The following is a 22,270-nucleotide window of genomic DNA, read 5'->3' on the forward strand; positions in this document are numbered from 1 at the left end:
TGGATTCACAGAAGCACTTTCAGGTCGGCGTAACTCTTGAGCTTTCCCCAATCGGTTCCCTCTCCCTCTGGGAGAGGGTTAGGGTGAGGGGCTCTCCAACTGACACACCTAATCAGGCCAATTCCACGCCGGCTCATCCAGAACCCTCTGCCCGACGATCCCCGTCTGGCCGAGGGTTTTTTCCAGCACGATGCAATTGCATTCCGGGTCTTCCTGCAACGCCGAAATCAATCGCCGGGCATGGGACACCACCCACACCTGACACTGCTCCGACACCCGGATAATCAAGCGCGCCAGCGCCGGCAGCAGATCCGGATGCAGGCTGGTTTCCGGTTCGTTCAGCACCATCAGCGACGGCGGGCGTGGCGTCAGGAGCGCGGCGACCAGCAGCAGATAGCGCAACGTGCCATCCGACAGTTCCGCCGCCGACAACGGCCGCAGCAATCCTTCCTGAAAGAACTCGATAGCGAAGCGTCCGCCTGCCAGCGGCGCAATGTTCAGCCGTGCACCGGGAAACGCATCGCTGATCGCCGCCTGCAGCGCCTCGGGATCGCCGATCTCGCGGATGGTCTGCAACGCCGCCGCCAGATCGCGCCCGTCGTGATGTAGCACCGGCGTGCGCGTGCCCAGTTGCGGCTGGCGCACCGGGGCGTCGGCGTCGCTGCGAAAGTGGTCGTAGAAGCGCCAGCGGCGGATGAACTCACGCATCTGGAAAACTTCCGGCGAGGTACGCAGGCTGCCGACCTGATCGAACAGGCTGTCGAAGTTCGGCGTGTATTGCGCCAGAACATCCCAGCCACGACCTTCACGGGTACGGATCATCGGCCCGTCGCGATCCACCAGCAGACTGGCCGGACGATAGAGCGGCCCGGCCCAGATGCATTCCTTTTTGATTTCCGGGTCGAGGGAAAAAAACGAGAGGCTTGGCTCCGGCAAACCCAGGGCGATCGAATAGCTGAAATCTTCCCCGGCAAAGCCCAGACGCAGGCGTTTCACACCCTGGCGCACGGTGGACTGGATCGGCACCTCGCCGTTGCGCATGCGCCGGCTGATGGTTTCCGGTCCGGCCCAGAAGGTCGAGTCGAGACCACCCTCACGGGCCAGCGCATTGACCACGCCGCCCTGAGCGGTTTCCGCCAGCAGCCGCAGCGCCCGATAAAGGTTGGACTTGCCGCTGCCGTTGGGGCCGGTGATCAGGTTCAGACGGCCCAGCGGAATCACCAATTTATTGATCGAGCGGTAATTGGCCACCGCGAGGGTCTTGAGCATGAAAATCCTTCTTGGGTGCCCCGAAATCCGGATCAGGATACTCGCTGCACAGAAATGCATATATCGCCCGGACGAAGGTTGAACCCTGTTCTAAGCTCACAGTCGTATCGTCACTTGCACGTTCGTACACAGGAAGGAGTCTGCATGGCGAGTCCCGGATTGAAAACAGCGGTCATGCTGAGTCTGTTCGCTTTATTGAGCGCCTGCGGCGAGAAAAAGGCCCCTGCGGAATACCTGCCCCGGGTCTTCGTGCAGGAGGTGAACCCCGCCAATTACGCCGCCGCCGTGACCCTCACCGGCGATGTTCAGGCACGGGTGCAGACCGAACTGTCGTTCCGGGTCGGCGGCAAGATCATCCAGCGCATGGTCGATGTCGGTGATCGTGTCTCGGCCAAACAAGTGCTGGCCAAGCTCGATCCGAAGGATTTGCAGACCAACGTCGATTCCGCCCAGGCTCAGGTAGTGGCCGAGCAGGCGCGGGTCAAACAGAGCGCCGCCGCGTTCGTTCGCCAGCAGAAACTGTTGCCCAAGGGCTACACCAGCCAGAGCGAATACGATTCCGCGCAGGCCGCCTTGCGCAGCAGCCAGAGTGCCTTGAGTGCAGCCCAGGCGCAGTTGGCCAATGCCAAGGATCAATTGAGCTACACCTCGCTGATCGCCGATGCACCCGGCGTCATCACCGAGCGTCAGGCCGAAGTCGGCCAGGTGGTTCAGGCTACGGCGCCGATATTCAGCCTGGCCCGTGACGGCGACCGCGACGCCGTGTTCAACGTTTATGAATCCCTGCTGGCCGAACGTCCGGCGGAGCGTTCGATCGTCGTCAGCCTGCTCGACAACCCCGCCATCAAGACCACCGGCACCGTGCGCGAAATCACCCCGGCGGTGTCCGCGCAATCCGGCACGGTGCAGGTCAAAGTCAGCCTCGACAGCCTGCCGCAAGGGATGCAACTGGGCTCGGTGGTGAGCGCCACGGCCAAGGGCACCGGCAAGTCGGCGGTTGAATTGCCTTGGTCGGCGCTGACCAAGAACGTCAGCGATCCAGCCGTGTGGATGGTCGACGATAAAGGCGAAGCGCAGTTGCACAACGTCACCGTCAGCCGCTATCTGATCGGCAAGGTCATCATCAGCGAGGGCCTCAAGGGCGGGGAAAAAGTCATTGTCGCGGGTGGGCAGTTGCTGCATCCGGGCATGAAGGTCGAAATTGCCGAAAACACCTACAAGGATCTGCAACCGGGAGCACAGCCATGAAGCGTCTGGGGCTGTTATCCATTGGCGTGTTGCTCGCCGCCTGCTCGAAAAGCGAGCCACCGCCGGAGCCGGTACGGCCGGTGTTGTCGGTCAAGGTCGAAGCGATGAGCGAGGAAAACCTCGGGCGTTTCGCCGGCAGCATTCAGGCACGCTATGAAAGCAACACCGGTTTTCGTGTCGGCGGGCGCATTGCCAGTCGTAACGTCGATGTCGGTACCGAGGTGCAGAAGGGCACGCTGCTCGCTACCCTCGATCCGACCGACCAGCAGAACCAGTTGCGTTCGGCCCAGGGCGACCTGGCCAGGGTTCAGGCACAGCTGATCAACGCCCAGGCCAATGCCCGCCGTCAGCAAGCGCTGTTCGACCGTGGTGTCGGCGCGCAGGCGCAACTGGACATTGCCATGACGGACCTGAAAACCACCCAGGCTTCGCTGGATCAGGCGCGGGCGGCGGTCAACCAGAGCAAGGATCAACTCGATTACACCCAGCTACGCTCCGACCACAAGGCGGTGGTCACCGCGTGGAACGCCGAGGCCGGACAAGTGGTGACGGCGGGCCAGCAGGTGGTGACCCTGGCGCAACCGGATATCAAGGAAGCCGTGATCGATCTGCCGGACACCCTGGTCGATGAGATACCTCCTGACGTGGTGTTTCTGGTGGCCGGGCAGCTCGACCCGAGCATCAACTCCACGGCCACCCTGCGCGAGATCGAACCCCAGGCACAAAGTGCGACGCGCACCCGCCGCGCACGGTTGACCCTGGCCAATACGCCCGACGGCTTTCGCCTCGGCACCGCGATCAGCGTCACCCTCAGCTCGGCGATCAAGCCGCGTATCGAATTGCCCGTCACCGCGTTGCAGGAGGTCGACGGAAAAGCGCGGATCTGGGTCATCGACACCCAGAGCAAAACCGTCAACCCGCGCGACGTCAGCGTGATCAGCCGCACCGATAGCAGTGTTGTACTTGCGGGGGGCGTGAAGAACGGCGAGCGTGTGGTCAGCGCCGGCGTCAACAGTCTCAAACCCGGACAATCCGTGAAACTTGACGAGGACAGTCAATGAAAGGCTCTTTCAATCTCTCCGAATGGGCCCTCAAGCATCAGTCTTTCGTCTGGTATCTGATGTTCGTCGCATTGCTCATGGGGGTGTTCTCCTACTTCAATCTGGGGCGCGAGGAAGACCCGTCGTTCACCATCAAGACCATGGTGATCCAGACCAAATGGCCGGGCGCGACCCAGGAAGAAACCCTCAAGCAGGTCACCGACCGCATCGAGAAAAAGCTCGAAGAACTCGATTCCCTCGACTACGTGAAAAGCTACACGCGCCCCGGCGAATCGACGGTATACGTGTACCTGCGCGACACCACCAGCGCCAAGGACATTCCGGAAATCTGGTACCAGGTGCGCAAGAAGATCGACGATATTCGCGGGCAGTTTCCTCAAGGCATTCAGGGGCCGGGATTCAACGACGAATTCGGTGATGTTTTCGGCTCGGTCTACGCCTTCACCGCCGACGGCCTGACCATGCGCCAGTTGCGCGATTATGTGGAACAGGCGCGGGCCGAGATCCGCAATGTGCCGGGGCTGGGCAAGATCGAAATGATCGGCCAGCAGGACGAAGTGATTTACCTGAACTTCTCCACCCGCAAACTCGCGGCGCTGGGCATTGATCAGCGCCAGGTGGTGCAGAGCCTGCAATCGCAGAACGCCGTGACTCCGGCCGGTGTCATCGAGGCCGGCCCCGAGCGGATTTCCGTGCGGACTTCGGGGCAGTTCGCTTCGGAGAAAGACCTGGCCGAGGTCAATCTCAAACTCAACGACCGCTTCTATCGCCTGGCAGACGTCGCCGACATCACTCGCGGTTACACCGATCCGGCCACGCCGGAATTCCGTTTCGACGGCAAACCGGCGATTGGGCTGGCAATTGCCATGCAGAAGGGCGGCAACGTTCAGGAATTCGGCAAGGCTCTGCACAAGCGCATCGATGAACTGACGGCGGATCTACCAGTCGGCGTCGGGGTGCACACGGTGTCGGATCAGGCCGTGGTGGTGGAGGAAGCCGTCGGCGGCTTCACCAGTGCGTTGTTCGAAGCAGTGGTGATCGTGCTGGTGGTCAGCTTCATCAGCCTCGGCGTGCGCGCCGGGCTGGTGGTGGCGTGCTCGATCCCGCTGGTGCTGGCGATGGTGTTCGTATTTATGGAATACAGCGGCATCACCATGCAGCGGATTTCCCTCGGCGCTCTGATCATTGCCCTCGGCCTGTTGGTGGACGATGCGATGATCACCGTGGAAATGATGGTCACGCGCCTGGAAATGGGCGAGAGCAAGGAGGAGGCCGCGACATTCGCCTACACCTCGACCGCGTTCCCGATGCTCACCGGTACGCTGGTGACGGTCGCCGGTTTCGTCCCCATCGGTCTCAACGCCAGTTCTGCCGGCGAGTACACCTACACGCTGTTCGCGGTGATTGCCGTGGCGATGATCGTGTCCTGGATCGTGGCGGTGTTCTTCGCCCCGGTGATCGGCGTGCACATTCTCAGTACCAACGTGAAAGCCCATGAGGCCGAACCGGGGCGCGTTGGCCGCGCATTCAATGGCGGTTTGCTGTGGTGCATGCGCAATCGCTGGTGGGCCATCGGCATCACCGTGCTGTTGTTTGTGCTGGCGGTGTTCTGCATGCGTTTTGTGCAGAATCAGTTCTTCCCGTCCTCGGATCGACCGGAAATCCTGGTCGACCTCAACCTGCCGCAAAACGCCTCGATCGACGAGACCCGCAAGGCCGTCGACAAGCTCGAGGCCACGCTCAAGGGCGACGCGGACATCGTGCGCTGGAGCACCTACATCGGTCAGGGTGCGATCCGTTTCTACCTGCCACTCGACCAGCAATTGCAGAACCCGTACTACGCGCAACTGGTGATCGTCAGCAAAGACTTCGAAGCCCGCGAGGCCCTGAGCCAGCGCCTGCGCGAACGGCTGCACAAGGACTTCGTCGGCATCGGCAGTTACGTGCAGGCGCTGGAAATGGGCCCGCCGGTGGGGCGTCCGATCCAGTACCGGATCAGCGGCAAGGACATCGACCAGGTGCGCAAACACGCCATCGACCTGGCGACTGAACTGGACAGGAACGAGCACATCGGCGAGATCATTTACGACTGGAACGAGCCGGGCAAGGTCCTGCGAATCGACATCGCCCAGGACAAGGCGCGCCAGCTCGGGCTGTCGTCCGAGGACGTGGCGAACCTGATGAACAGCATCGTCAGTGGCGCGCCGCTGACCCAGGTCAACGACGACATCTACCTGATCAATGTGGTCGGTCGCGCGGTGAGTTCGGAACGCGGTACGCCAGAAACCCTGCAGAACCTGCAGATCGTCACGCCCAACGGCACGTCGATTCCGCTGCTGGCCTTCGCCACGGTTCGTTATGAGCTGGAGCAGCCGCTGGTGTGGCGTCGTGATCGCCTTCCGACCATCACCATCAAGGCGTCGGTGCGTGACGAGATTCAGCCGACCGATCTGGTGAAACTGTTGAAGCCGTCCATCGACGCGTTCGCCGAAAAACTGCCCGTTGGCTACAAGGTCGCCACCGGCGGTACGGTCGAGGAGAGTGGCAAGGCCCAAGGGCCGATTGCGAAAGTGCTGCCGTTGATGCTGTTTTTGATGGCGACTTTCCTGATGATCCAGCTGCACAGCGTGCAGAAGCTGTTCCTGGTGGCCAGTGTCGCGCCGCTTGGGCTGATCGGCGTGGTGCTGGCGCTGGTGCCGACCGGTACGCCGATGGGCTTCGTGGCAATCCTCGGGATCCTGGCGCTGATCGGCATCATCATCCGCAACTCGGTGATCCTCGTGACCCAGATCGACGAGTTCGAGCGCAAAGGCTACGCGCCGTGGGATGCGGTGGTGGAAGCCACCGAGCACCGACGTCGCCCGATCCTGCTCACCGCCGCGGCGGCGAGCATGGGCATGATCCCGATCGCCCGGGAAGTGTTCTGGGGGCCGATGGCCTACGCGATGATCGGCGGGATCGTGATTGCGACCCTGCTGACGCTGCTGTTTCTGCCAGCGCTGTACGTGGCCTGGTACAAGATTCGCGAGCCGAAGAAGGACGCTTCGCCATCGGCACAGTGAGTACGCCTGTTACATATTTGCGAAGGGCCTGACTTACAGCGTCGGCGTATTCGGTTAACGTCCCTCCTCCTTTAGGAGAAGGGACGTCTGATGCTTACCGTTACCTGCTGGCTGCGCGCGCTATTGCTGATTGCCGGTTTATGCCTGTCGTCCCTGTCCTGGGCCGACACATTATTGGAAAACTCGTTGTGGCACGTGCAACTCGATCCGGCAACGCTGGCTGTCCGTGTCACGCCTGCAAACGATGCGACGGTGCAGGTCTCGGCGGGCGTTGCCGCACATAAGGTCAGCCACTTGATCAGGCGTGGTGATCGCATCGATTGGCAATGGGATGACGGGGCCTGGACCCTCAGCGCGAGCCTGGATCAACATGAACTGTCCTTCTCGATCACCGCGCGTGAACCCGCGGAACTGGAATTTCTTCGTCAGCCCGCCAGCGTGATGGGCAAGGGACTGATCTGGCCCCTGGCCGAGGGGCACTATGTGCCGCGTGGCGATCCGGTGTGGCAGGCATTCCTTTTGAGTCAGGGCGAATTCAATACCACTCAGGATCTGAGCCTGCCGCTGTGGGGTGTTGAGCATGACGGATTCAGCCTGCATTGGCTGATGACCAATCCCTTCAACAATCGGCTGTTGTTCAGTGCCCAAGGCGAGGCTTTGGCACTTTCCGCCCGGCATCGCTTCACCTCACTCGATCCGTCCGCACCATTGACGTTCACGCTGTTCCTCGCGGCGGACGACCCGTTGGCTGGTGCCAAACGCTACCGGCAATGGCTGATCGATAACGGTCGCTATGAAACTCTGAGCAGCAAATTCGAGAAAACGCCTCAGGCGAAGCGGCTGCTGGGTGCCAGTCATCTGTACCTTTGGGGCAACGATCTGCTGGGGGCCAAAGATGTGCGCAGTTGGCCCTTGCTGCTCGACACCTTGCGTGGCGGTGGCCCACTGGCCCGTGAGCTGAAAACGGGAATGGACCGTGAGGCGTTGCAGACTCTCGTCACCGACAGGGAGTTGAGCGGGTATCAGAAAACCGTGCTTTTACGCGGTCTCAACCGTGCCGTGAATACCCTGGCGCGCAAGACCTGGCAGGCCCGAGCGGTGCCGGACATGCAGGCTCTCGTCAACGGTTACGCTGAAGTCCGCGCGAAAGTGGCGTCCGACCTCGGTGAGGCGCTGACGCCCGAACCCGAACGCTGGGGCAGCACCTTGTCACTGGATACGATCAAGCAATTACAGAACGCCGGGCTGTCCCGTTTGTGGTTGGGACTGGGTGAAGGCTGGGAGGGTGGCCTCTGGCACCCCGAGACGATCAAGGCCGGCGTGGCGGCGGGTTATCTGATCGCGCCTTACGATTCCTATGAGACGGCGCTGAGCCGCAGCGAGAACCCTGATTGGACCACTGCACATCTGGGGGACAAGGCGAATCTCGAGTGCGCAATCGTGAAGGGCGACGGAACGTTGAAAAGCGGTTTCCAGCAATCGGGGCATTACACCGACCCCCGTTGCGTGCGACCGCTGCTTGAGCAGCGCGTCGAAGCGATTCGCGACGCCGCCGGTTTCAACAGCTGGTTTCTCGATGCCTATGCCACCGGCATGCTGTTCGACAGCTACCGTCCCGGAGCAACGATGACCCAGGCACAAAATGCCGAAGGCAACATCGGCGCATCACGCTGGATCAATGAAGTATTGAAACTGCCCACCGGTTCAGAAGATGGCAACGCAACGACCGCGCAAGGCGTGCTGTTCGCCCATGGCATGCAGACGCCAGTGATCGGTTGGGGTGACGTCGAAATGAGCAAGAACACCAAGTCCAGGTATTTTGCAGGCAAGTGGTATCCGCCGGAGCAGCCAGAGGTTTTCTTCAAACCTGTGCCGATCAAAGAGTCGTTGCGGCGTATTCACTTTGATCCGGCCAGCCGTTTGCCGCTGTACCAAGCGGTTTTTCATGGCTCGGTGATCACGTCCCACCATTGGCTGTTCGATAGCCTGAAATTGACCAACGTTCGGGCGGACAACGAGCTCGCTCAGCTTCTCTACAACGTTGCGCCGCTGTATCACCTCAGTGTCGATACGTTTGCGCAGCGATTGCCGCAGATTGCCCGTCAGGATGCGTTCTTCCGGCCTTTGCATGAACGTCTGGCAACTCAGGCGCTCACCGGTTTCGAATGGTTGAGTGCGGACCGGCTGGTTCAGCAGACATCCTTTGAAGACGGCACGCGATTGCTGGCCAATTTTGATGTGCAGGCGCGTGAGGTGCAGGGGCTGACATTGCCCGCACGGAGCATCACTGTGCGCTCGCCCGAGCAAGCGCCAGCTTACTTTCAGGTTGAGACGGGGCCCTGAGTCTCAGGTCTTGCGCCAGACACTCGCCAGCCAGGGCTGCTGCTCACGCGGCAGCCCCGCCGGCCGGTAGTAGTGCTCCAGCTCGACGAACCCGGCAGCGGTCAACAATCCGCGCCACGCTTGCAGGTCGTGATACGAGCCATAACGCGGCCCGTTCCAGCCCTCACGGTTATCCCCGCGCGGATTGGAACTGAACAACACGCCGCCCGGTTTCAATGTCTCGTGCAGCTGTTTCAAGACCCGGGGCAATTCCTGCAACGGCACATGAAACAGCACCGCATTGGCGAAGATCCCGTCGAAGCGTTCTGCCGGCAGATCCAGCTTCAAAAAGTCCTGGCACCACACTTCACAGCCACTGTCTTCCCGAGCCATCTGCGCGAATTTCTCCGCGCCGTCGAGGCCGACGGCGACGTGTCCCATCCGGGTGAATGTCTGCAAATCCCGCCCCGGCCCACAGCCGAAATCGAGGATGGAAAACGGCGCCTCACCAAGGATGTGCCGCAACAGGGCGTCGATGTTCTGGCTGACATCGTGATCGCGGGTGCCTTCACGAAAATCTTCGGCCACCGCGTTGTAGTGGCCGAGGGTGGTGGAGGTGATCTGCTCCAGATCGGTGGGGGTCTGCTTCATGGTCGGGCTGCGCTGGCAAAGGAATCTGCCGACTATACGCCATGCCATTCAGCGCTTGTTCAACCCTCGCGCCAGGCGATCACCGCCCAGCTGAATCACTGCCACCAGCGCCACCAGCAACACGATCACCGTCAGCATGATCTGGCTGTCGAAGCGCTGATAGCCGTAGCGATAGGCAATGTCGCCCAGACCGCCGGCGCCGATCGCTCCGGCCATGGCCGAGGAGTTGATCATCGTCACCAGGGTGATGGTGAAACCGCCGACGATCCCCGGCAGCGCCTCGGGCAGCAGCACATGCCAGACGATGTGCCAGCGCCGGCAGCCCATGGCTTGCGCTGCTTCGATCAGGCCGTAGTCGACTTCACGCAGGCTCACTTCGGCGATCCGCGCAAAGAACGGCGTGGCCGCGATGGTCAAGGGCACGACGGCTGCCCACACGCCGTAGGTGGTGCCGACGATCAGCCGGGTGAACGGAATCAGCGCGACCATCAGGATCAGAAACGGGATCGAGCGAAACAGGTTCACGAACGCGCCCAGAGCGCGGTTCAGAAGTGGCGCTTCGTAGATCCCGCCCTTGTCGCTGGTGACCAGAATCACTGCCATCGGGATACCCGCCAGCAGTGCGATCAGCGACGACACGCCGACCATCAGAAACGTGTCGATAAAACCCTGCAGCAAGCGATCAAACCACATAACCCAGCACCTCCGTGCGTTGTGCCCACTGGCTGGCACGCTGACGCAATTGCTCGGCGTTCAGCTTTGATCCCGCCACCGCCAGCAGCAGTTGCCCGAGCGCGTGGCCCTGAATCCGTTCCACACCGCCCTGGAGCAATTTCACCCGGCCACCGAGGGCGGCGAACAGTGCGGCCAGATCCGGTTCGTCCTGCTGACTGCCGGTGAACTGCAAGCGCAGCACCACGGCCGCGTCCGCCGACAAAGGCTGTGCCTGCAAACGGCTTTGCAACTCTTCGGGCAAGGCGTGTTGCAGCGGCGCGAGCAAGGTCTGGCTGACCTCGTGCTGTGGGTTGCCGAACACTTCCCAGACCGGGCCTTGCTCGACGATGCGACCATGTTCGAGCACGACGACGCGGTCGCAGATTTCCCGGATCACCGCCATCTCGTGAGTGATCAGCACGATGGTCAGGCCAAGGCGTTTGTTGATCTCGCGCAGCAGGCCGAGGATCGACTGAGTGGTTTCCGGATCGAGGGCCGAAGTGGCTTCGTCACACAGCAGAATGTCCGGGTCATGCACCAGCGCGCGGGCGATGCCGACACGTTGTTTCTGGCCACCGGAAAGCTGCGCCGGATACGCCTTGTGCTTGGCTTGCAGGCCCACCAGTTCCAGCAGTTCGCGAACCTTTTTCTCCCGTTGTTCTTTCGGGACACCGGCGACTTTCAGTGGCAGTTCGACGTTCTGCCACACCGTTTTCGCCGACATCAGGTTGAAGTGCTGAAAAATCATGCCGATCCGCCGACGCAGAGCGACGAGGCGATCCTCGTCGTACTCGCCGATATCCACCTGATCGATCAGCACCCGGCCCGAGGTCGGTTGTTCGAGACGGTTGATGGTGCGGATCAGCGACGACTTGCCGGCGCCGCTGCGGCCGATGATGCCGAACACTTCACCGCGCTGGATCGCCAGGTCGATGCCTTGCAGGGCGGCGACCGGGCCTTGTTTGCCGTCGTAGGTTTTGCCGAGCCCGACGAAACGCACGTGGGCGCGGTTCAGTTCGGGATGCAGTTCGGTGCGTTGCGCAAGCGCGGGTGGCTCTGGAAGATCCAGTCGCCGTTGAATGGCTGCCGTCATCCTCAGCTTTCCCAACCGGCCTGGTACAGCTTGCCGTGGGCCTTGTCCAGTGCGGCGCGAACGGCCGGCGAATGCTGGTAGATGTCGACGAACTTGATCAGGCGCGGGTCGGTCTTGCTCTTCGGCTGGATCACGAACTGGATCACGTATTCCTTGTGGTCGAGGCCATCGAACAGCAGCGCGGAGCCGGCATCGAAGGTCTTCGCCAGACGGATGTAGGCCGGGTAGCCCTGGACCAGATCGGCGTCATCGTAGGCGCGCACCAGTTGCACGGCTTCGACTTGCAGGATCTTGATCTTCTTCGGATTGGCGACGATATCGTCTTCGGTAGCCTTGTAGCCGACACCCGGTTTGAGGGTGATCAGACCGGCCTTGGCCAACAGTTGCAGGCCGCGTCCGCTGTTGATCGGGTCGTTGGCGATGGCGACGCTAGCGCCTTCCGGCAGTTCGTCGAAGCTTTTGTATTTCTTCGAGTACAGGCCGACGTTGTTGATGATCCCCGGGGCGAACGGTACCAGGTCGAAACCGGAGGCGGCCTTGGCGTTTTCCAGGAACGGGATGTGCTGGAAGTAGTTCACGTCGATGTCACCGGCGGCGAGGCTGACGTTCGGTGCGATCCAGTCGGTGAACTCCACCAGCTCGACTTTCAGGCCCTGTTTGGAGGCCTCTTCGACGGCGGCTTCCAGCGGAATCGCGAAGGCGGCGGTGGTGCCGATTTTCAACGGGGCATCGGCGGCGAACACCGCCGAGCTGAACAGGCCGAAGGCCAGGGCCAGTGCTTTGACTGGGTGGGACAGGAGCTTCTTGGTCATGGTGGTTTTCCAGTCAGTGCGAGGAGGAGTGTCGGTAGTGGGCGCCGGTGTGTTGCTGCGGCAGGTGCGCTTCGCCGTGAAACAGTTTTTCCCGCAGGCTGCCGGTGTCGTACGCGGTCTTGTACGAGCCGCGCCGTTGCAGCTCCGGAATCACCAGATCGATGAAATCCACATAGCTTTCCGGGGTGACGATGCGAGTCAGGTTGAAGCCGTCGAGGCCGGTTTCGGCGATCCACGATTCCAGTTCATCCGCCACTTGCTGCGGCGAGCCGACCACGGTGATGTAGCGCCCACCCAGAGCGTGCTGGTCGAGCAACTTGCGCCGGGTCCAGTCGTTGTTCTGCAGGTTTTTGGTGGCGGACTGGATCGCGTTGCTCTTCACGTACTGGATCGGTTCGTCGATTTCGTACTGGGAAAAGTCGATGCCAGTGGACGCCGAAAAATGCGCCACGCCCGCTTCGGCGCTGGCGTAGCTCAGGTATTCGGCGTGCTTGGCCCAGGCCGCTTCCTCGGTCTCGCCGACGATCACGTTGAGACCCATGAACACCTTGATGTCCTCGGGGTTGCGACCCGCTTCGACGGCGCTGGCGCGGACCTTGTCCACCTGCACCTTGGTCGATGGCTTGTTCTGGCCGCTGATGAACACGCACTCGGCATGACGCCCGGCGAACAGCAGACCGCGATCCGAACTGCCGGCCTGGAACAGTACCGGCGTGCGCTGCGGCGACGGTTCGCACAGGTGATAACCCTCGACCTGATAGAACTCGCCCTTGTGTTCGACCTTGTGCACCTTGTCCGGCTGCGCGTAGATCCGCTGCTGCGGATCGTTGAGCACCGCGCCGTTTTCCCAGCTGCCTTCCCAGAGTTTGTAGAGCACTTCGAGGTACTCGTCGGCCTGGTCGTAACGCCGGTCGTGCTCGACCTGTTCACTGAGGCCCATGGCCTTGGCGGCGCTGTCCAGATAGCCGGTGACGATGTTCCAGCCCACCCGTCCACGGCTCAGGTGATCGAGGGTCGACATGCGTCGGGCGAACAAATATGGGGGCTCGTAGGTGAGGTTGGCGGTCAGGCCGAAACCGAGGTTTTTGGTTACCGCGGACATCGCCGATACCAGCAGCAACGGATCGTTGACCGGCAGCTGGATCGACTCTTTCAGGGTGACGTCCACCGAGTTCTGATAGACGTCGTACACGCCGACGATGTCGGCGATGAAAAGCCCGTCGAACAGCCCGCGCTCCAGCAGTTGCGCCAGTTCGGTCCAGTATTCGATGGTCTTGTATCGGGTCGAGATGTCGCGGGGATGGGTCCACAGCCCATGGTTGATGTGGCCGATGCAGTTCATGTTGAACGCATTGAGCAGGATCTTTTTCTTGCTCATCAGATGGTCCCTCGCAGCGGAGGGTTTTCATCGTTGAGGTAGTAATTGCCGATCGCGTGATACTTCCAGCGCACCGGGTCATGCAGGGTGTGCACCCGGGCGTTGCGCCAGTGGCGGTCAAGGCCGTGCTCGATCAGGGTGGCCTGGCTGCCGGCCAGTTCGAACAGGGTGCTGCCGGCGGCCAGAGAGATTTCGGTGCTGATCGCCCGTGCTTCGGCGACGGCAATCGAGGCCGCTGCAACCGTCTCGGCATTGGTCTCGACCTGGGCCGCATCGAGGAATTCGCCGGCGCGTTCGAGCAGGGCTTCGGTGGCGTGCAGGCGAATGCTCAGGTGGCCGAAGCTCTTGAGGGTCAGCGGGTCTTCGGTGGCTTTGTCGTTACCCGAATCGATCCATGGCCGGGTCTTGCTGCGCACGAAGTGCAGTGCATCTTCGTAAGCGGCGCGGGCGATGCCGGTGTCGATGGCGGCGTGAAGGATCTGCGCCAGCGGGCCGACCGGGGTCGGGCGCTCGAAAGCACTCTGGAACGGGATGACATCTTCGGCAGCGACATACACGTCTTCGAACACCACCGAACCGCTGCCGGTGGTGCGCTGGCCGAAGCCGCTCCAGTCGTCGATCACGGTCAGGCCTTTGCTATCGCGCGGGACGAAGGCCAACTGCTGCACGCCGTTTTCATCGACTACGGACGTTGGAATCCGTTGGGCGTAGATCGCACCGGTCGCATAGAACTTGCGACCGTTGATGCGATAACCGCTGCCGTCGCGTTTCAGGCTGGTGACACGGTCGTGGGCGGTCTTGGTGCCCAGCTCTGCCAAGGCGTTGCCGAAGCGCTGACCGGCGAGGACTTCGGCGTACAGCCGTTGTTTCTGCTCGTGGCTGCCGTTCACCCGAAGCACTTCCAGGGCATAGAAATGGTTCTGTGGAATCTGCCCCAGCGAGCCGTCGGCCCGGGCAATCAGGGCGATGACTTTGGCCAGGGTCACGTTGGATACGCCGGCGCCGCCGTACTCCTTGGGCACGCTGATGCCCCACAGGCCGGAGCGGGAAAACACGTCGAGCTCCGGCAGCGGCAGGCGGCGTTCGCGGTCGCGCAGGTTGCTGTCACGCTGGAAATCTTCGGCCAGGTCGCTGGCGACGATCAGGGCTTGCTCGTCGCTGGTGATGAGCGCGACGGGATGGGAAAGAGTCATGTGTTTCTCCAGAGATCTGGTCAAAAGTGTTCGGGTCGTCAGATCCAGGAATGGCGAGCCGGCAACTTGCCGTTGAGGCGATAGGCGCCGACCGCGTGGTACTTCCAGCGCACCGGGTCGTGCAAGGTGTGCACCCGGGCGTTGCGCCAGTGACGGTCGAGGTTGAATTCGGCGAGGGTCGCGCGGCTGCCGGCCAGTTCGAAGAGTTTTTCGCTGGCCAGCAGCGAGATCTCGGTGGTCAGCACCTTGGCTTCGGCCACGGCAATCGAGGCGCGGGCGGCGGATTCGGCGGTCAGTGGCGCGGCGTGCACCTGATCCAGCACCTGCCCGGCCTTGCGCAGCAGCGCTTCAGCGGCGTGCAGTTCGATTTTCAGTTTGCCGATATCGGCGATCACGTAGAGATCGTCGCTGGCGCGTTCGACGTTGGCGTCGATCCACGGCCGGGCGCGAGTCTTGACGAATTCGATGGCGTCATCGATCGCGCCACGGGCGATGCCGGCGTCGATCGCGGCCTGAATCAGCTGCGACACCGCGCCTTGGGTGTTGGGCTTTTCGTTGATCTTCCAGTTGTCCACCACGAGGCCGGCATCGACCCGCACGTTGTTCAACAGGATCGTGCCGCTGGCGGTGGTGCGCTGGCCGAAACCGGACCAGTCATCGACGATGCGCAATCCCGGCGTGCCGCGACGGACGAAGGCCAGGACTTGCTTGCCGTCATCGTTGAGCGCCTTGACCGCCACCCAGTGGGCGAACAGGGCGCCGGTGGAATAGAACTTCTGGCCGTTGATCACGTAGTCATCGCCGTCAGCGGTGATGCGCGCTTTCAGTTCCAGGGTGTCCTTGGTGCCGCGTTCAGGCCCGGCATTACCGATGCGCCAGCCTTCGAGCACGCTCTGCAACAGTTGTTTTTTCTGCTGTTCGGTGGCGCTGCCGAGGATCAGGTTGATGATGCCGAACTGGTTTTGCGGGATCTGTCCCAGTGCCGGGTCGGCCGCGGAAATGATCGCGAACACTTCGGCCAGGGTCACGAAGGAAACCTGCGGGCCGCCGTACTCGCGCGGAATCGCGATGCTGCCGAGGCCGCTGCGGGTGAACTGTTCGATTTCCGACCACGGCAGCTTGCGCTGACGGTCACGTTTGGCGGCCTGCACGCGGGCGACCTGCGCCAGCTCATGGGCGGCCTTGATGGCTTGAGCGTCGTTGCGCAGCACTTGTGCGGGCAACAACAACGGGGCGATATCCAGGTCACTCTGGACGTTTGCGTCTGCCAGACTGGACATCAGTGCCGCTCCTTGGCTGCACGCAATGCCCTGGCGATCCGCACTGGGGTGATTGTGTTCCGGACCATGTTACCTACCTCACATCTCATGAAAAACGCCGCAAAAGTGCGGCGAACGAAAGAATGTCCGGTGGTCCGGTTCATATACCCTAAGCGCGTATAAAATTTAAATAAACTAACTTTTAGGAATATGTATAGAAGGGGGCGTGGTCCGTCTGGTTAAGTTCGCGGCGGCGAGGGAGGACGCCTCTCGCCGAGCGAGGTGTGTCATTTTTTTTCGGTGCTCTGCGGCCTTCAGCGTTTCCTTGAGCGGCACCTTGAGGTAGGGATTCACACAACCGATCTTCAGTGTTCGCGGCGGCGCCCAGCGCGAGTTGTTGCCGACCCGGTCGAGGATGCAGTAGGTCACATCCAGCCGCAGGTCCTCGCCGGCCTCGGTGATGATCGCCGGCGGCACCCAGACCTGAATCGGCTTGTCGATATCGGCCGTGGTGATGCGCGCCAGATCCATCCGTACATCGCCCCAGCGCAGGGTGATGGCATCGCCTTCAGCCATGTTCAGGTACGGCTCGATGGTCAGTGGTACGCCACGCTTGATCTGGTTCGCGTTGACCCCCTGACGGCGAATGGTCTCGGGCAGGGTCACAGGGGCCAGTTGCTGGTTTTCGTCACCACACACCGCGGGGGGCTGCCCGCCGGGGCAGTCGAGTTTCACCGTGACGCGCGCCGCCGCCGACAGCGATGGCCCGTGACCCACCCGCATGACCCGGTAGTGGATGCGAGACGGACCGCTGGCGATAAAGCTCTCCGGCACACGCAGACTGACGGGGGTGGCGACGTCCTGCGCTGTCAGCACGTGAGAGGCGACATAGCAGTTGTTCCAGAACAGTTCGATCAGATCGCCGATGTCCATGTCCGGGTAGGGCGGCACATCGACCAGCAGATGAGCCGCTGCTGCGAGGTTGATGCCGTGGTTTTGGGATGGCGCCAGGCTCGGCGCGGCCAGTTCGGGGATGTGCGAAGTGCGGGTCATGAAATCCTCTCCTTGAAGCCTTGCAGCGAAATCCGTTTCTGAAAGTTCAAAAGGCCAGAATTGCCTGGTAATAAGAACAGGATCTTTCGGCCAGTCGTTATTGGGTCTTGTTGATGTAGCGGGTTGCGATGAGTGACTAGATAAAAGTTCGCCGAATGGCATGTCAACGGACAGGATTATTTAATTGAAGAATTACGGATTTATCAGAAGCTTCCTACGCGGATAAGGCACTCTACCTATTCTCCATAGCGAATCGGGCCACAGCTTTTGCCGGATTTTATTGCTCTGCCGTCGGTCGGTTTGTACAGCTGGAAATTTGGAGGGGACGAACTTTAATCGCGGGGGAGACTGTTGCAGGACATATATATGTAATGCAGTCACTTGATTAAGTTTTTATTTGGGAGGGTGTAAGCGAAACTTCCGTCCATGGAAGTTTGTATTCGGGGAAGTTTGCAGGTCAGCCGTTGTTTCTGAACTTGCTGAGGAACTGTCGAGTGCGTTCTTCTTGCGGATTGGCAAACAACGCTTTCGCTTCACCTTGTTCGACGATCACGCCTTTATCGAAAAACACCACGCGGTTGGCCACGTCACGGGCGAACGCCATTTCGTGGGTGACGATCACCATGGTGCGTTTCTCCTCGGCGAGGCCGCGGATGGTCGCCAGCACTTCACCTACCAGCTCCGGATCGAGGGCCGAGGTTGGCTCGTCGAACAGGATCACTTCCGGCTCCATCGCCAGCGCCCGGGCGATCGCCACGCGCTGTTGCTGGCCACCGGACAGGCGCCGTGGGTAGGCGTCTTCCTTGCCCGCCAGGCCGACCTTGGCCAGCAGCTTCTTGCCCAGGGCAATGGCTGCATCGCGAGGCGTCTTCTTGACCACGATCGGGCCTTCGATGACGTTTTCCAGCGCGGTGCGGTGGGGGAACAGGTTGAAGTTCTGGAACACGAAGCCCACGTGCTGGCGCAGGTTGCGCACCAGGCTCTGCTGCTGGTTCAGCGGGCGACTGGTATCGATCTCGATCTCGCCGACCTTGATCCGGCCGCTGGTGGGTTGCTCGAGGAAGTTCAGGCAACGCAGGAACGTGGTCTTGCCCGAGCCGCTGGGGCCGATGATTGCCACGACCTCGCCTTCCTTCACCTCCAGATCAATGCCGTTGAGCACGACTTGACCCTTGAACTGCTTTGTCAGTTTTTCCACGACAATCATGGGGTCAGGACTCCTGGTCGTGCCGATTGACCCGCTCTTCCAACTTGTTCTGGAAGTGCGACAGCACCGTGGCCAGAATCCAGTAGATCAGCGCGGCGGCAAGATACATGGTGAAGACTTCGAAAGTCCGGGCGGTAATCAGCTGTGCCTGACGGAACAGCTCCGGCACCTGAATGGTGGCGGCCAGTGCGGTGTCCTTGACCAGCGAAATGAAGCTGTTGCCCAGCGGCGGCAAGGCCGTGCGCATGGCCTGCGGCAGGATGGCCCGGCGCAGGGTCTGCGCGCGGGTCATGCCGATGCTCGCAGCGGCTTCCCACTGGCCGCGTTCGATCGAACCGATCGCGGACCGCAGGATTTCACAGGCGTAGGCGGCCATGTTCAGCGAGAAGCCGATCAGCGCCGCCGGCAGCGGGTCGAGTTCCAGACCCATTTGCGGCAAGCCGTAATAGATCACGAACAGCTGGACCAGCAACGGCGTGCCGCGAAAGAACGACACGTAGATGCGGGCCAGCCAGCTGACCGACTTGAAGCGCGACAGGCGCATCAACGCCAGGCCAAAGCCCAGCAGCAGGCCGAAGAACATGCCGCCCAGGCTGAGGATTACCGTGTAGTACGCGCCCTTCAACAGGAAGGGCGCGGAGTCCAGAGCGAGTTGGAAAGCTTCTTCCATTATTGGGTGACGTCAGCGTTGAAGTATTTCTTGGACAGCTTCTCAAGGGTGCCGTCGGCACGCAGTTCGTCGAGGGCCTTGTTCACGGCGGCCAGCAGTTCAGGCTCGCCTTTGCGCAGGGCGATACCGGCTTCCTGACGCGAGAAGGCTTCACCGGCGGCGACGGTTTTCGGCGCTTTCTTGGCGTATTCCAGTGCAGCCAGACGGTCGATCAGGATCGCGTCGGTACGGCCGTTGTTCAGGTCGGCGAACTTGGTCGGATCATCGTCGTAGGTGCGCACGTCGGCCCCCGGCACGTTGGCGCGGACCCATTGTTCGTAGTTGGTGCCCAGGCCTACGCCGACTTTCTTGCCGGACAGGTCAGCGGCGGACTTGATGTTCAGCGCAGCTTCCTTGTCCTTCAGCACCAGCGCCTGAATCCCGGAGATGGTGTAGGGCTCGGAGAAGTCATACTTCTTCTTGCGCTCGTCGGAGATGGTCACTTGGTTGACCACAACGTCCAGACGCTTGGATTCCAGGGCCGCGAGGATGCCGTCCCATTTGGTCGGCTGAATCTTGGCCTTCACGCCCAGCTTCTTGGCCAGGGCTTCGGACAGCTCGACTTCGAAACCCGACAGCTTGCCGTCGGCATCGACGAAGCTGAACGGTGGGTAAGTGCCTTCCAGGCCGACGTTGATAACGCCTTTGTCCTTGATCTGTTGCAGTTGCTCACCGGCAACGGCGTTGCTGATCAGACCGGCGCTCAGTGCCAGGCCCAGCGAACCTACCAGCAGATTTCGACGTAGTGCGGAAAGAATCATGACAAGCCCCTGTGTTTTCTTATGGAAGACGCTTAAGGAAAGTTGGCGAATCCGGGAATTGGACGACAGCGCTATCCTGCCTTAAAGCAGCTTATGCGTCTCTCGCGAAATTCGCCTGCGGCGAGACTATATGACGGTTCTTTTAGAATGGAAAATAATGAATTTTCCGTTTGTTATTCATGTGTGGAATATGTGTTTTTCGTATTCCGGGATGCATTCCCACGCAGAGCGTGGGAACGAGCGCGTCAGAGAAAATCCTTGTACGCAAACAGCGCCGGGGCGCCGCCGGTGTGCAGGAAGATGATCGGACCGTCGTCGAAACGCCCGCGACCGATGCCGTCGAGCAACCCGGCCATGGCCTTGCCGGTGTAGACCGGATCGAGCAGCACGGCGTCCTGACTCGCCAGCAGTTTCACCGCCGCCAGGGTTCCGGCATTCGGCTCGCCGTAGCGCGGGCCGAAGTATTCGTCCCACAACTCGACCTTGAAGCTGTCCGGCAGCGCCACGCCCAGCAGGTCGGCAGTGCGTTCGGCAAGGCCCTGGACTTTCGGGCGCTGATCTTCTTCGCTGCGCGACACCGTCACGCCGATCACCGGCAGTTGTGGCAGGGCTTCACTCAACGCCAGCGCCAGACCGCTGTGAGTGCCGGCACTGCCCGAGGCCAGGACCACGGCGGAAAATTGCAGGCCGGTGTCCTTGATCTGTTCCGCCAGTTCCAGGCCGGCACGCACATAACCCAGCGCGCCGAGGGCGTTTGAGCCGCCGATCGGCACCAGATACGGCTTCTTGCCGTTGCTGCGCAGGCGCACGGCGAGGGCGGCCAGTTGTTCGTCGGCGTTGTCGAGGTTGTCGACCAGCTCGACCTTGGTGTCGAACAGGTCCAGCAGCAGGCGATTGCCGTTGCCGGTGTAGTTGCTGTCATCGGTGCCCAGCGGGTTTTCCAGCAGGGCCACGCAGCCCAGACCCAGTTTCGCGGCCAGCGCTGCGGTCTGGCGAACGTGGTTCGATTGCAGTGCGCCGGCGGTGATCAAGGTGTCCGCGCCTTGGGCGAGGGCATCGGCGGCGAGGTATTCGAGCTTGCGCAGCTTGTTGCCGCCCATGGCCAGCGGCGTCAGGTCATCACGCTTGATGTAGACATCGCGGCCGAGCCAGGTGGACAGGCGCTCGAGTTTTTCCAGTGGGGTCGGTTGGCCGAGCAGGTCGAGGCGGTTAAAGCGGTCCAGCTGTTGTTTGATCGGTTGTGTGGACATGGTTCCGTACTGATGCAAGGAGATGTCAGGACTATAGGCACGCCGATTTACCGGGGCAACCGCCAATCGCTTATAGCCAAATGTGCTTAAGCCAGCACTATCGGTTCTTAATTCGCCCCGGTGGGCTTGCCGTAAAGTAGTCGCCGTTGACGCGGCCAGACAGTCCGGCCGCCCGTGAGGAGTCTTTACCGTGAGCGAGCGTTCCAGCCATTGGCAATTGCAGACCATCGTCAGCCAGCTGCGTACTGCGCGGGATCAGTGGCGGGCACAAAATGGCCGTGCTTCCGGAGAGCAGGGCGGACGCGAATTGCCGTCCCGCGATGCGATGGCGCAGATCCTTGAAGCCCTGTGCGGCGCACTGTTTCCGATGCGGCTGGGGCCGGTGGATCTGCGTGAAGAGAGCGAGGATTTTTACGTCGGTCATACCCTCGATGTCGCGCTGAATGCGTTGTTGGCCCAGGCACGACTCGAACTGCGTTACGTCGCCCGTCACAGTGCTCAGGCCGACACTGAAGTCGAGGCGCAGGCGATCAGGATCATCCAGGATTTCGCCCTCGCGCTGCCGGGCCTGCGCAGCCTGCTCGACACCGATGTGCTGGCGGCCTACCACGGCGATCCGGCGGCGCGCAGCGTCGATGAAGTGCTGCTGTGCTATCCGGGGATTCTGGCGGTGATTCACCATCGTCTGGCTCACCATTTGTATCGCGCGGGCCTGCCGTTGCTGGCGCGGATCAGTTCGGAAATCGCCCACTCGGCGACCGGCATCGATATTCACCCGGGCGCGCAGATCGGCCGCAGTTTCTTCATCGACCACGGGACGGGTGTGGTGATCGGCGAGACCGCGATCATCGGCGAGCGCGTCAGGATTTATCAGGCGGTAACCCTCGGCGCCAAACGCTTCCCGGCGGACGAGGACGGCCAGTTGCAGAAAGGCCATCCACGCCATCCGATCGTCGAGGACGACGTGGTGATTTACGCCGGGGCGACGATCCTCGGACGGATCACCATTGGCAAAGGCTCGACCATCGGCGGCAATGTGTGGCTGACCCGCAGCGTGCCGGCCGGGTGCAACCTGACTCAGGCCAACCTGCAGCATGATGACGGGACGCAGAAGTAAAACATCAAAAGCCACCCTCACCCCAGCCCTCTCCCGGAGGGAGAGGGAGCCGACCGAGGTGTCTGGCGCTGTACATCGACCTGAAACACCGAGTCGATTATGGATTCAGCG

At 61.5% G+C, this 22,270-nt stretch carries 18 protein-coding genes; 5 read left to right on the plus strand and 13 right to left on the minus strand.

All coding sequences use genetic code 11. The features are described from left to right. Positions 1-108 precede the first annotated feature (108 nt). Positions 109-1,269, minus strand: coding sequence for an AAA family ATPase (locus tag CAF74_RS10465; RefSeq protein ID WP_085746320.1), 1,161 nt, complete (start codon positions 1,267-1,269; stop codon positions 109-111). A 144-nt stretch (positions 1,270-1,413) separates the two neighbouring features. Between CAF74_RS10465 and CAF74_RS10470 the strand changes: the two genes are divergently transcribed. The 4 genes from CAF74_RS10470 (at position 1,414) to CAF74_RS10485 (ending at position 8,983) form a co-directional block, all read left to right on the plus strand. Continuing rightward, positions 1,414-2,517 carry an efflux RND transporter periplasmic adaptor subunit gene (locus CAF74_RS10470; RefSeq protein WP_085608591.1) on the plus strand — a complete coding sequence of 368 codons (1,104 nt, stop codon included), beginning with the start codon at positions 1,414-1,416 and terminating at the stop codon, positions 2,515-2,517. Then, positions 2,514-3,578, plus strand: a complete 1,065-nt coding sequence (locus CAF74_RS10475; protein ID WP_085746321.1) for an efflux RND transporter periplasmic adaptor subunit — start codon at positions 2,514-2,516, stop codon at positions 3,576-3,578. Before CAF74_RS10470 ends, CAF74_RS10475 begins: the two co-directional genes overlap by 4 nt. Further along, positions 3,575-6,640, plus strand: coding sequence for an efflux RND transporter permease subunit (locus tag CAF74_RS10480; RefSeq protein ID WP_085746322.1), 3,066 nt, complete (start codon positions 3,575-3,577; stop codon positions 6,638-6,640). The genes CAF74_RS10475 and CAF74_RS10480 overlap by 4 nt, the downstream gene beginning before the upstream one ends. Positions 6,641-6,730: 90 nt before the next feature. Next, positions 6,731-8,983 carry a glycoside hydrolase gene (locus CAF74_RS10485; protein ID WP_085746323.1) on the plus strand — a complete coding sequence of 751 codons (2,253 nt, stop codon included), beginning with the start codon at positions 6,731-6,733 and terminating at the stop codon, positions 8,981-8,983. A 3-nt stretch (positions 8,984-8,986) separates the two neighbouring features. Here CAF74_RS10485 and CAF74_RS10490 read toward each other — a convergent pair whose 3' ends face one another. From CAF74_RS10490 to CAF74_RS10545, 12 genes are all read right to left on the minus strand, one after another. Continuing rightward, positions 8,987-9,613 (minus strand): bifunctional 2-polyprenyl-6-hydroxyphenol methylase/3-demethylubiquinol 3-O-methyltransferase UbiG, encoded by a 627-nt coding sequence (locus tag CAF74_RS10490; RefSeq protein ID WP_085746324.1) that lies wholly within the window; start codon positions 9,611-9,613, stop codon positions 8,987-8,989. A gap of 48 nt (positions 9,614-9,661) precedes the next feature. Further along, on the minus strand, positions 9,662-10,306 hold the full coding sequence (locus CAF74_RS10495) for a methionine ABC transporter permease (protein ID WP_085746325.1): 645 nt from the start codon (positions 10,304-10,306) through the stop codon (positions 9,662-9,664). Beyond that, positions 10,296-11,420: a methionine ABC transporter ATP-binding protein gene (locus CAF74_RS10500; RefSeq protein WP_085746326.1), complete on the minus strand. Its 1,125-nt coding sequence runs from the start codon at positions 11,418-11,420 to the stop codon at positions 10,296-10,298. Before CAF74_RS10500 ends, CAF74_RS10495 begins: the two co-directional genes overlap by 11 nt. Before the next feature lie 2 nt (positions 11,421-11,422). Beyond that, on the minus strand, positions 11,423-12,232 hold the full coding sequence (locus tag CAF74_RS10505) for a MetQ/NlpA family ABC transporter substrate-binding protein (protein ID WP_007952748.1): 810 nt from the start codon (positions 12,230-12,232) through the stop codon (positions 11,423-11,425). 13 nt (positions 12,233-12,245) lie between these two features. After that, positions 12,246-13,610: an LLM class flavin-dependent oxidoreductase gene (locus tag CAF74_RS10510; RefSeq protein ID WP_085746327.1), complete on the minus strand. Its 1,365-nt coding sequence runs from the start codon at positions 13,608-13,610 to the stop codon at positions 12,246-12,248. Next, entirely contained in the window at positions 13,610-14,803 is a 1,194-nt protein-coding gene (locus CAF74_RS10515; RefSeq protein ID WP_085746328.1) for an SfnB family sulfur acquisition oxidoreductase, read from the minus strand. The genes CAF74_RS10510 and CAF74_RS10515 overlap by 1 nt, the downstream gene beginning before the upstream one ends. 38 nt (positions 14,804-14,841) lie before the next feature. Then, positions 14,842-16,083, minus strand: a complete 1,242-nt coding sequence (locus CAF74_RS10520) for an SfnB family sulfur acquisition oxidoreductase (protein WP_085746329.1) — start codon at positions 16,081-16,083, stop codon at positions 14,842-14,844. Between the two features lie 174 nt (positions 16,084-16,257). Further along, positions 16,258-17,115: a hypothetical protein gene (locus tag CAF74_RS10525; RefSeq protein WP_256578365.1), complete on the minus strand. Its 858-nt coding sequence runs from the start codon at positions 17,113-17,115 to the stop codon at positions 16,258-16,260. 457 nt (positions 17,116-17,572) lie between these two features. Then, positions 17,573-18,322: an L-cystine ABC transporter ATP-binding protein TcyN gene (tcyN, locus tag CAF74_RS10530; RefSeq protein WP_085746330.1), complete on the minus strand. Its 750-nt coding sequence runs from the start codon at positions 18,320-18,322 to the stop codon at positions 17,573-17,575. A gap of 4 nt (positions 18,323-18,326) precedes the next feature. Continuing rightward, on the minus strand, positions 18,327-18,992 hold the full coding sequence (gene tcyL, locus CAF74_RS10535; RefSeq protein WP_085746331.1) for a cystine ABC transporter permease: 666 nt from the start codon (positions 18,990-18,992) through the stop codon (positions 18,327-18,329). Continuing rightward, positions 18,992-19,792: a cystine ABC transporter substrate-binding protein gene (gene tcyJ, locus CAF74_RS10540; RefSeq protein ID WP_085746332.1), complete on the minus strand. Its 801-nt coding sequence runs from the start codon at positions 19,790-19,792 to the stop codon at positions 18,992-18,994. Before tcyJ ends, tcyL begins: the two co-directional genes overlap by 1 nt. 245 nt (positions 19,793-20,037) lie before the next feature. Continuing rightward, positions 20,038-21,042 (minus strand): D-cysteine desulfhydrase, encoded by a 1,005-nt coding sequence (locus CAF74_RS10545; protein WP_007952732.1) that lies wholly within the window; start codon positions 21,040-21,042, stop codon positions 20,038-20,040. 190 nt (positions 21,043-21,232) lie between these two features. On the opposite strand from CAF74_RS10545, the gene epsC reads away from it, so the two are divergent. Then, positions 21,233-22,159, plus strand: coding sequence for a serine O-acetyltransferase EpsC (epsC, locus tag CAF74_RS10550; protein WP_007952730.1), 927 nt, complete (start codon positions 21,233-21,235; stop codon positions 22,157-22,159). Positions 22,160-22,270 lie beyond the last annotated feature (111 nt).

The organism is Pseudomonas sp. R45(2017) (genome assembly GCF_002112305.1).
Taxonomy (GTDB): domain Bacteria; phylum Pseudomonadota; class Gammaproteobacteria; order Pseudomonadales; family Pseudomonadaceae; genus Aquipseudomonas; species Aquipseudomonas paraglycinae.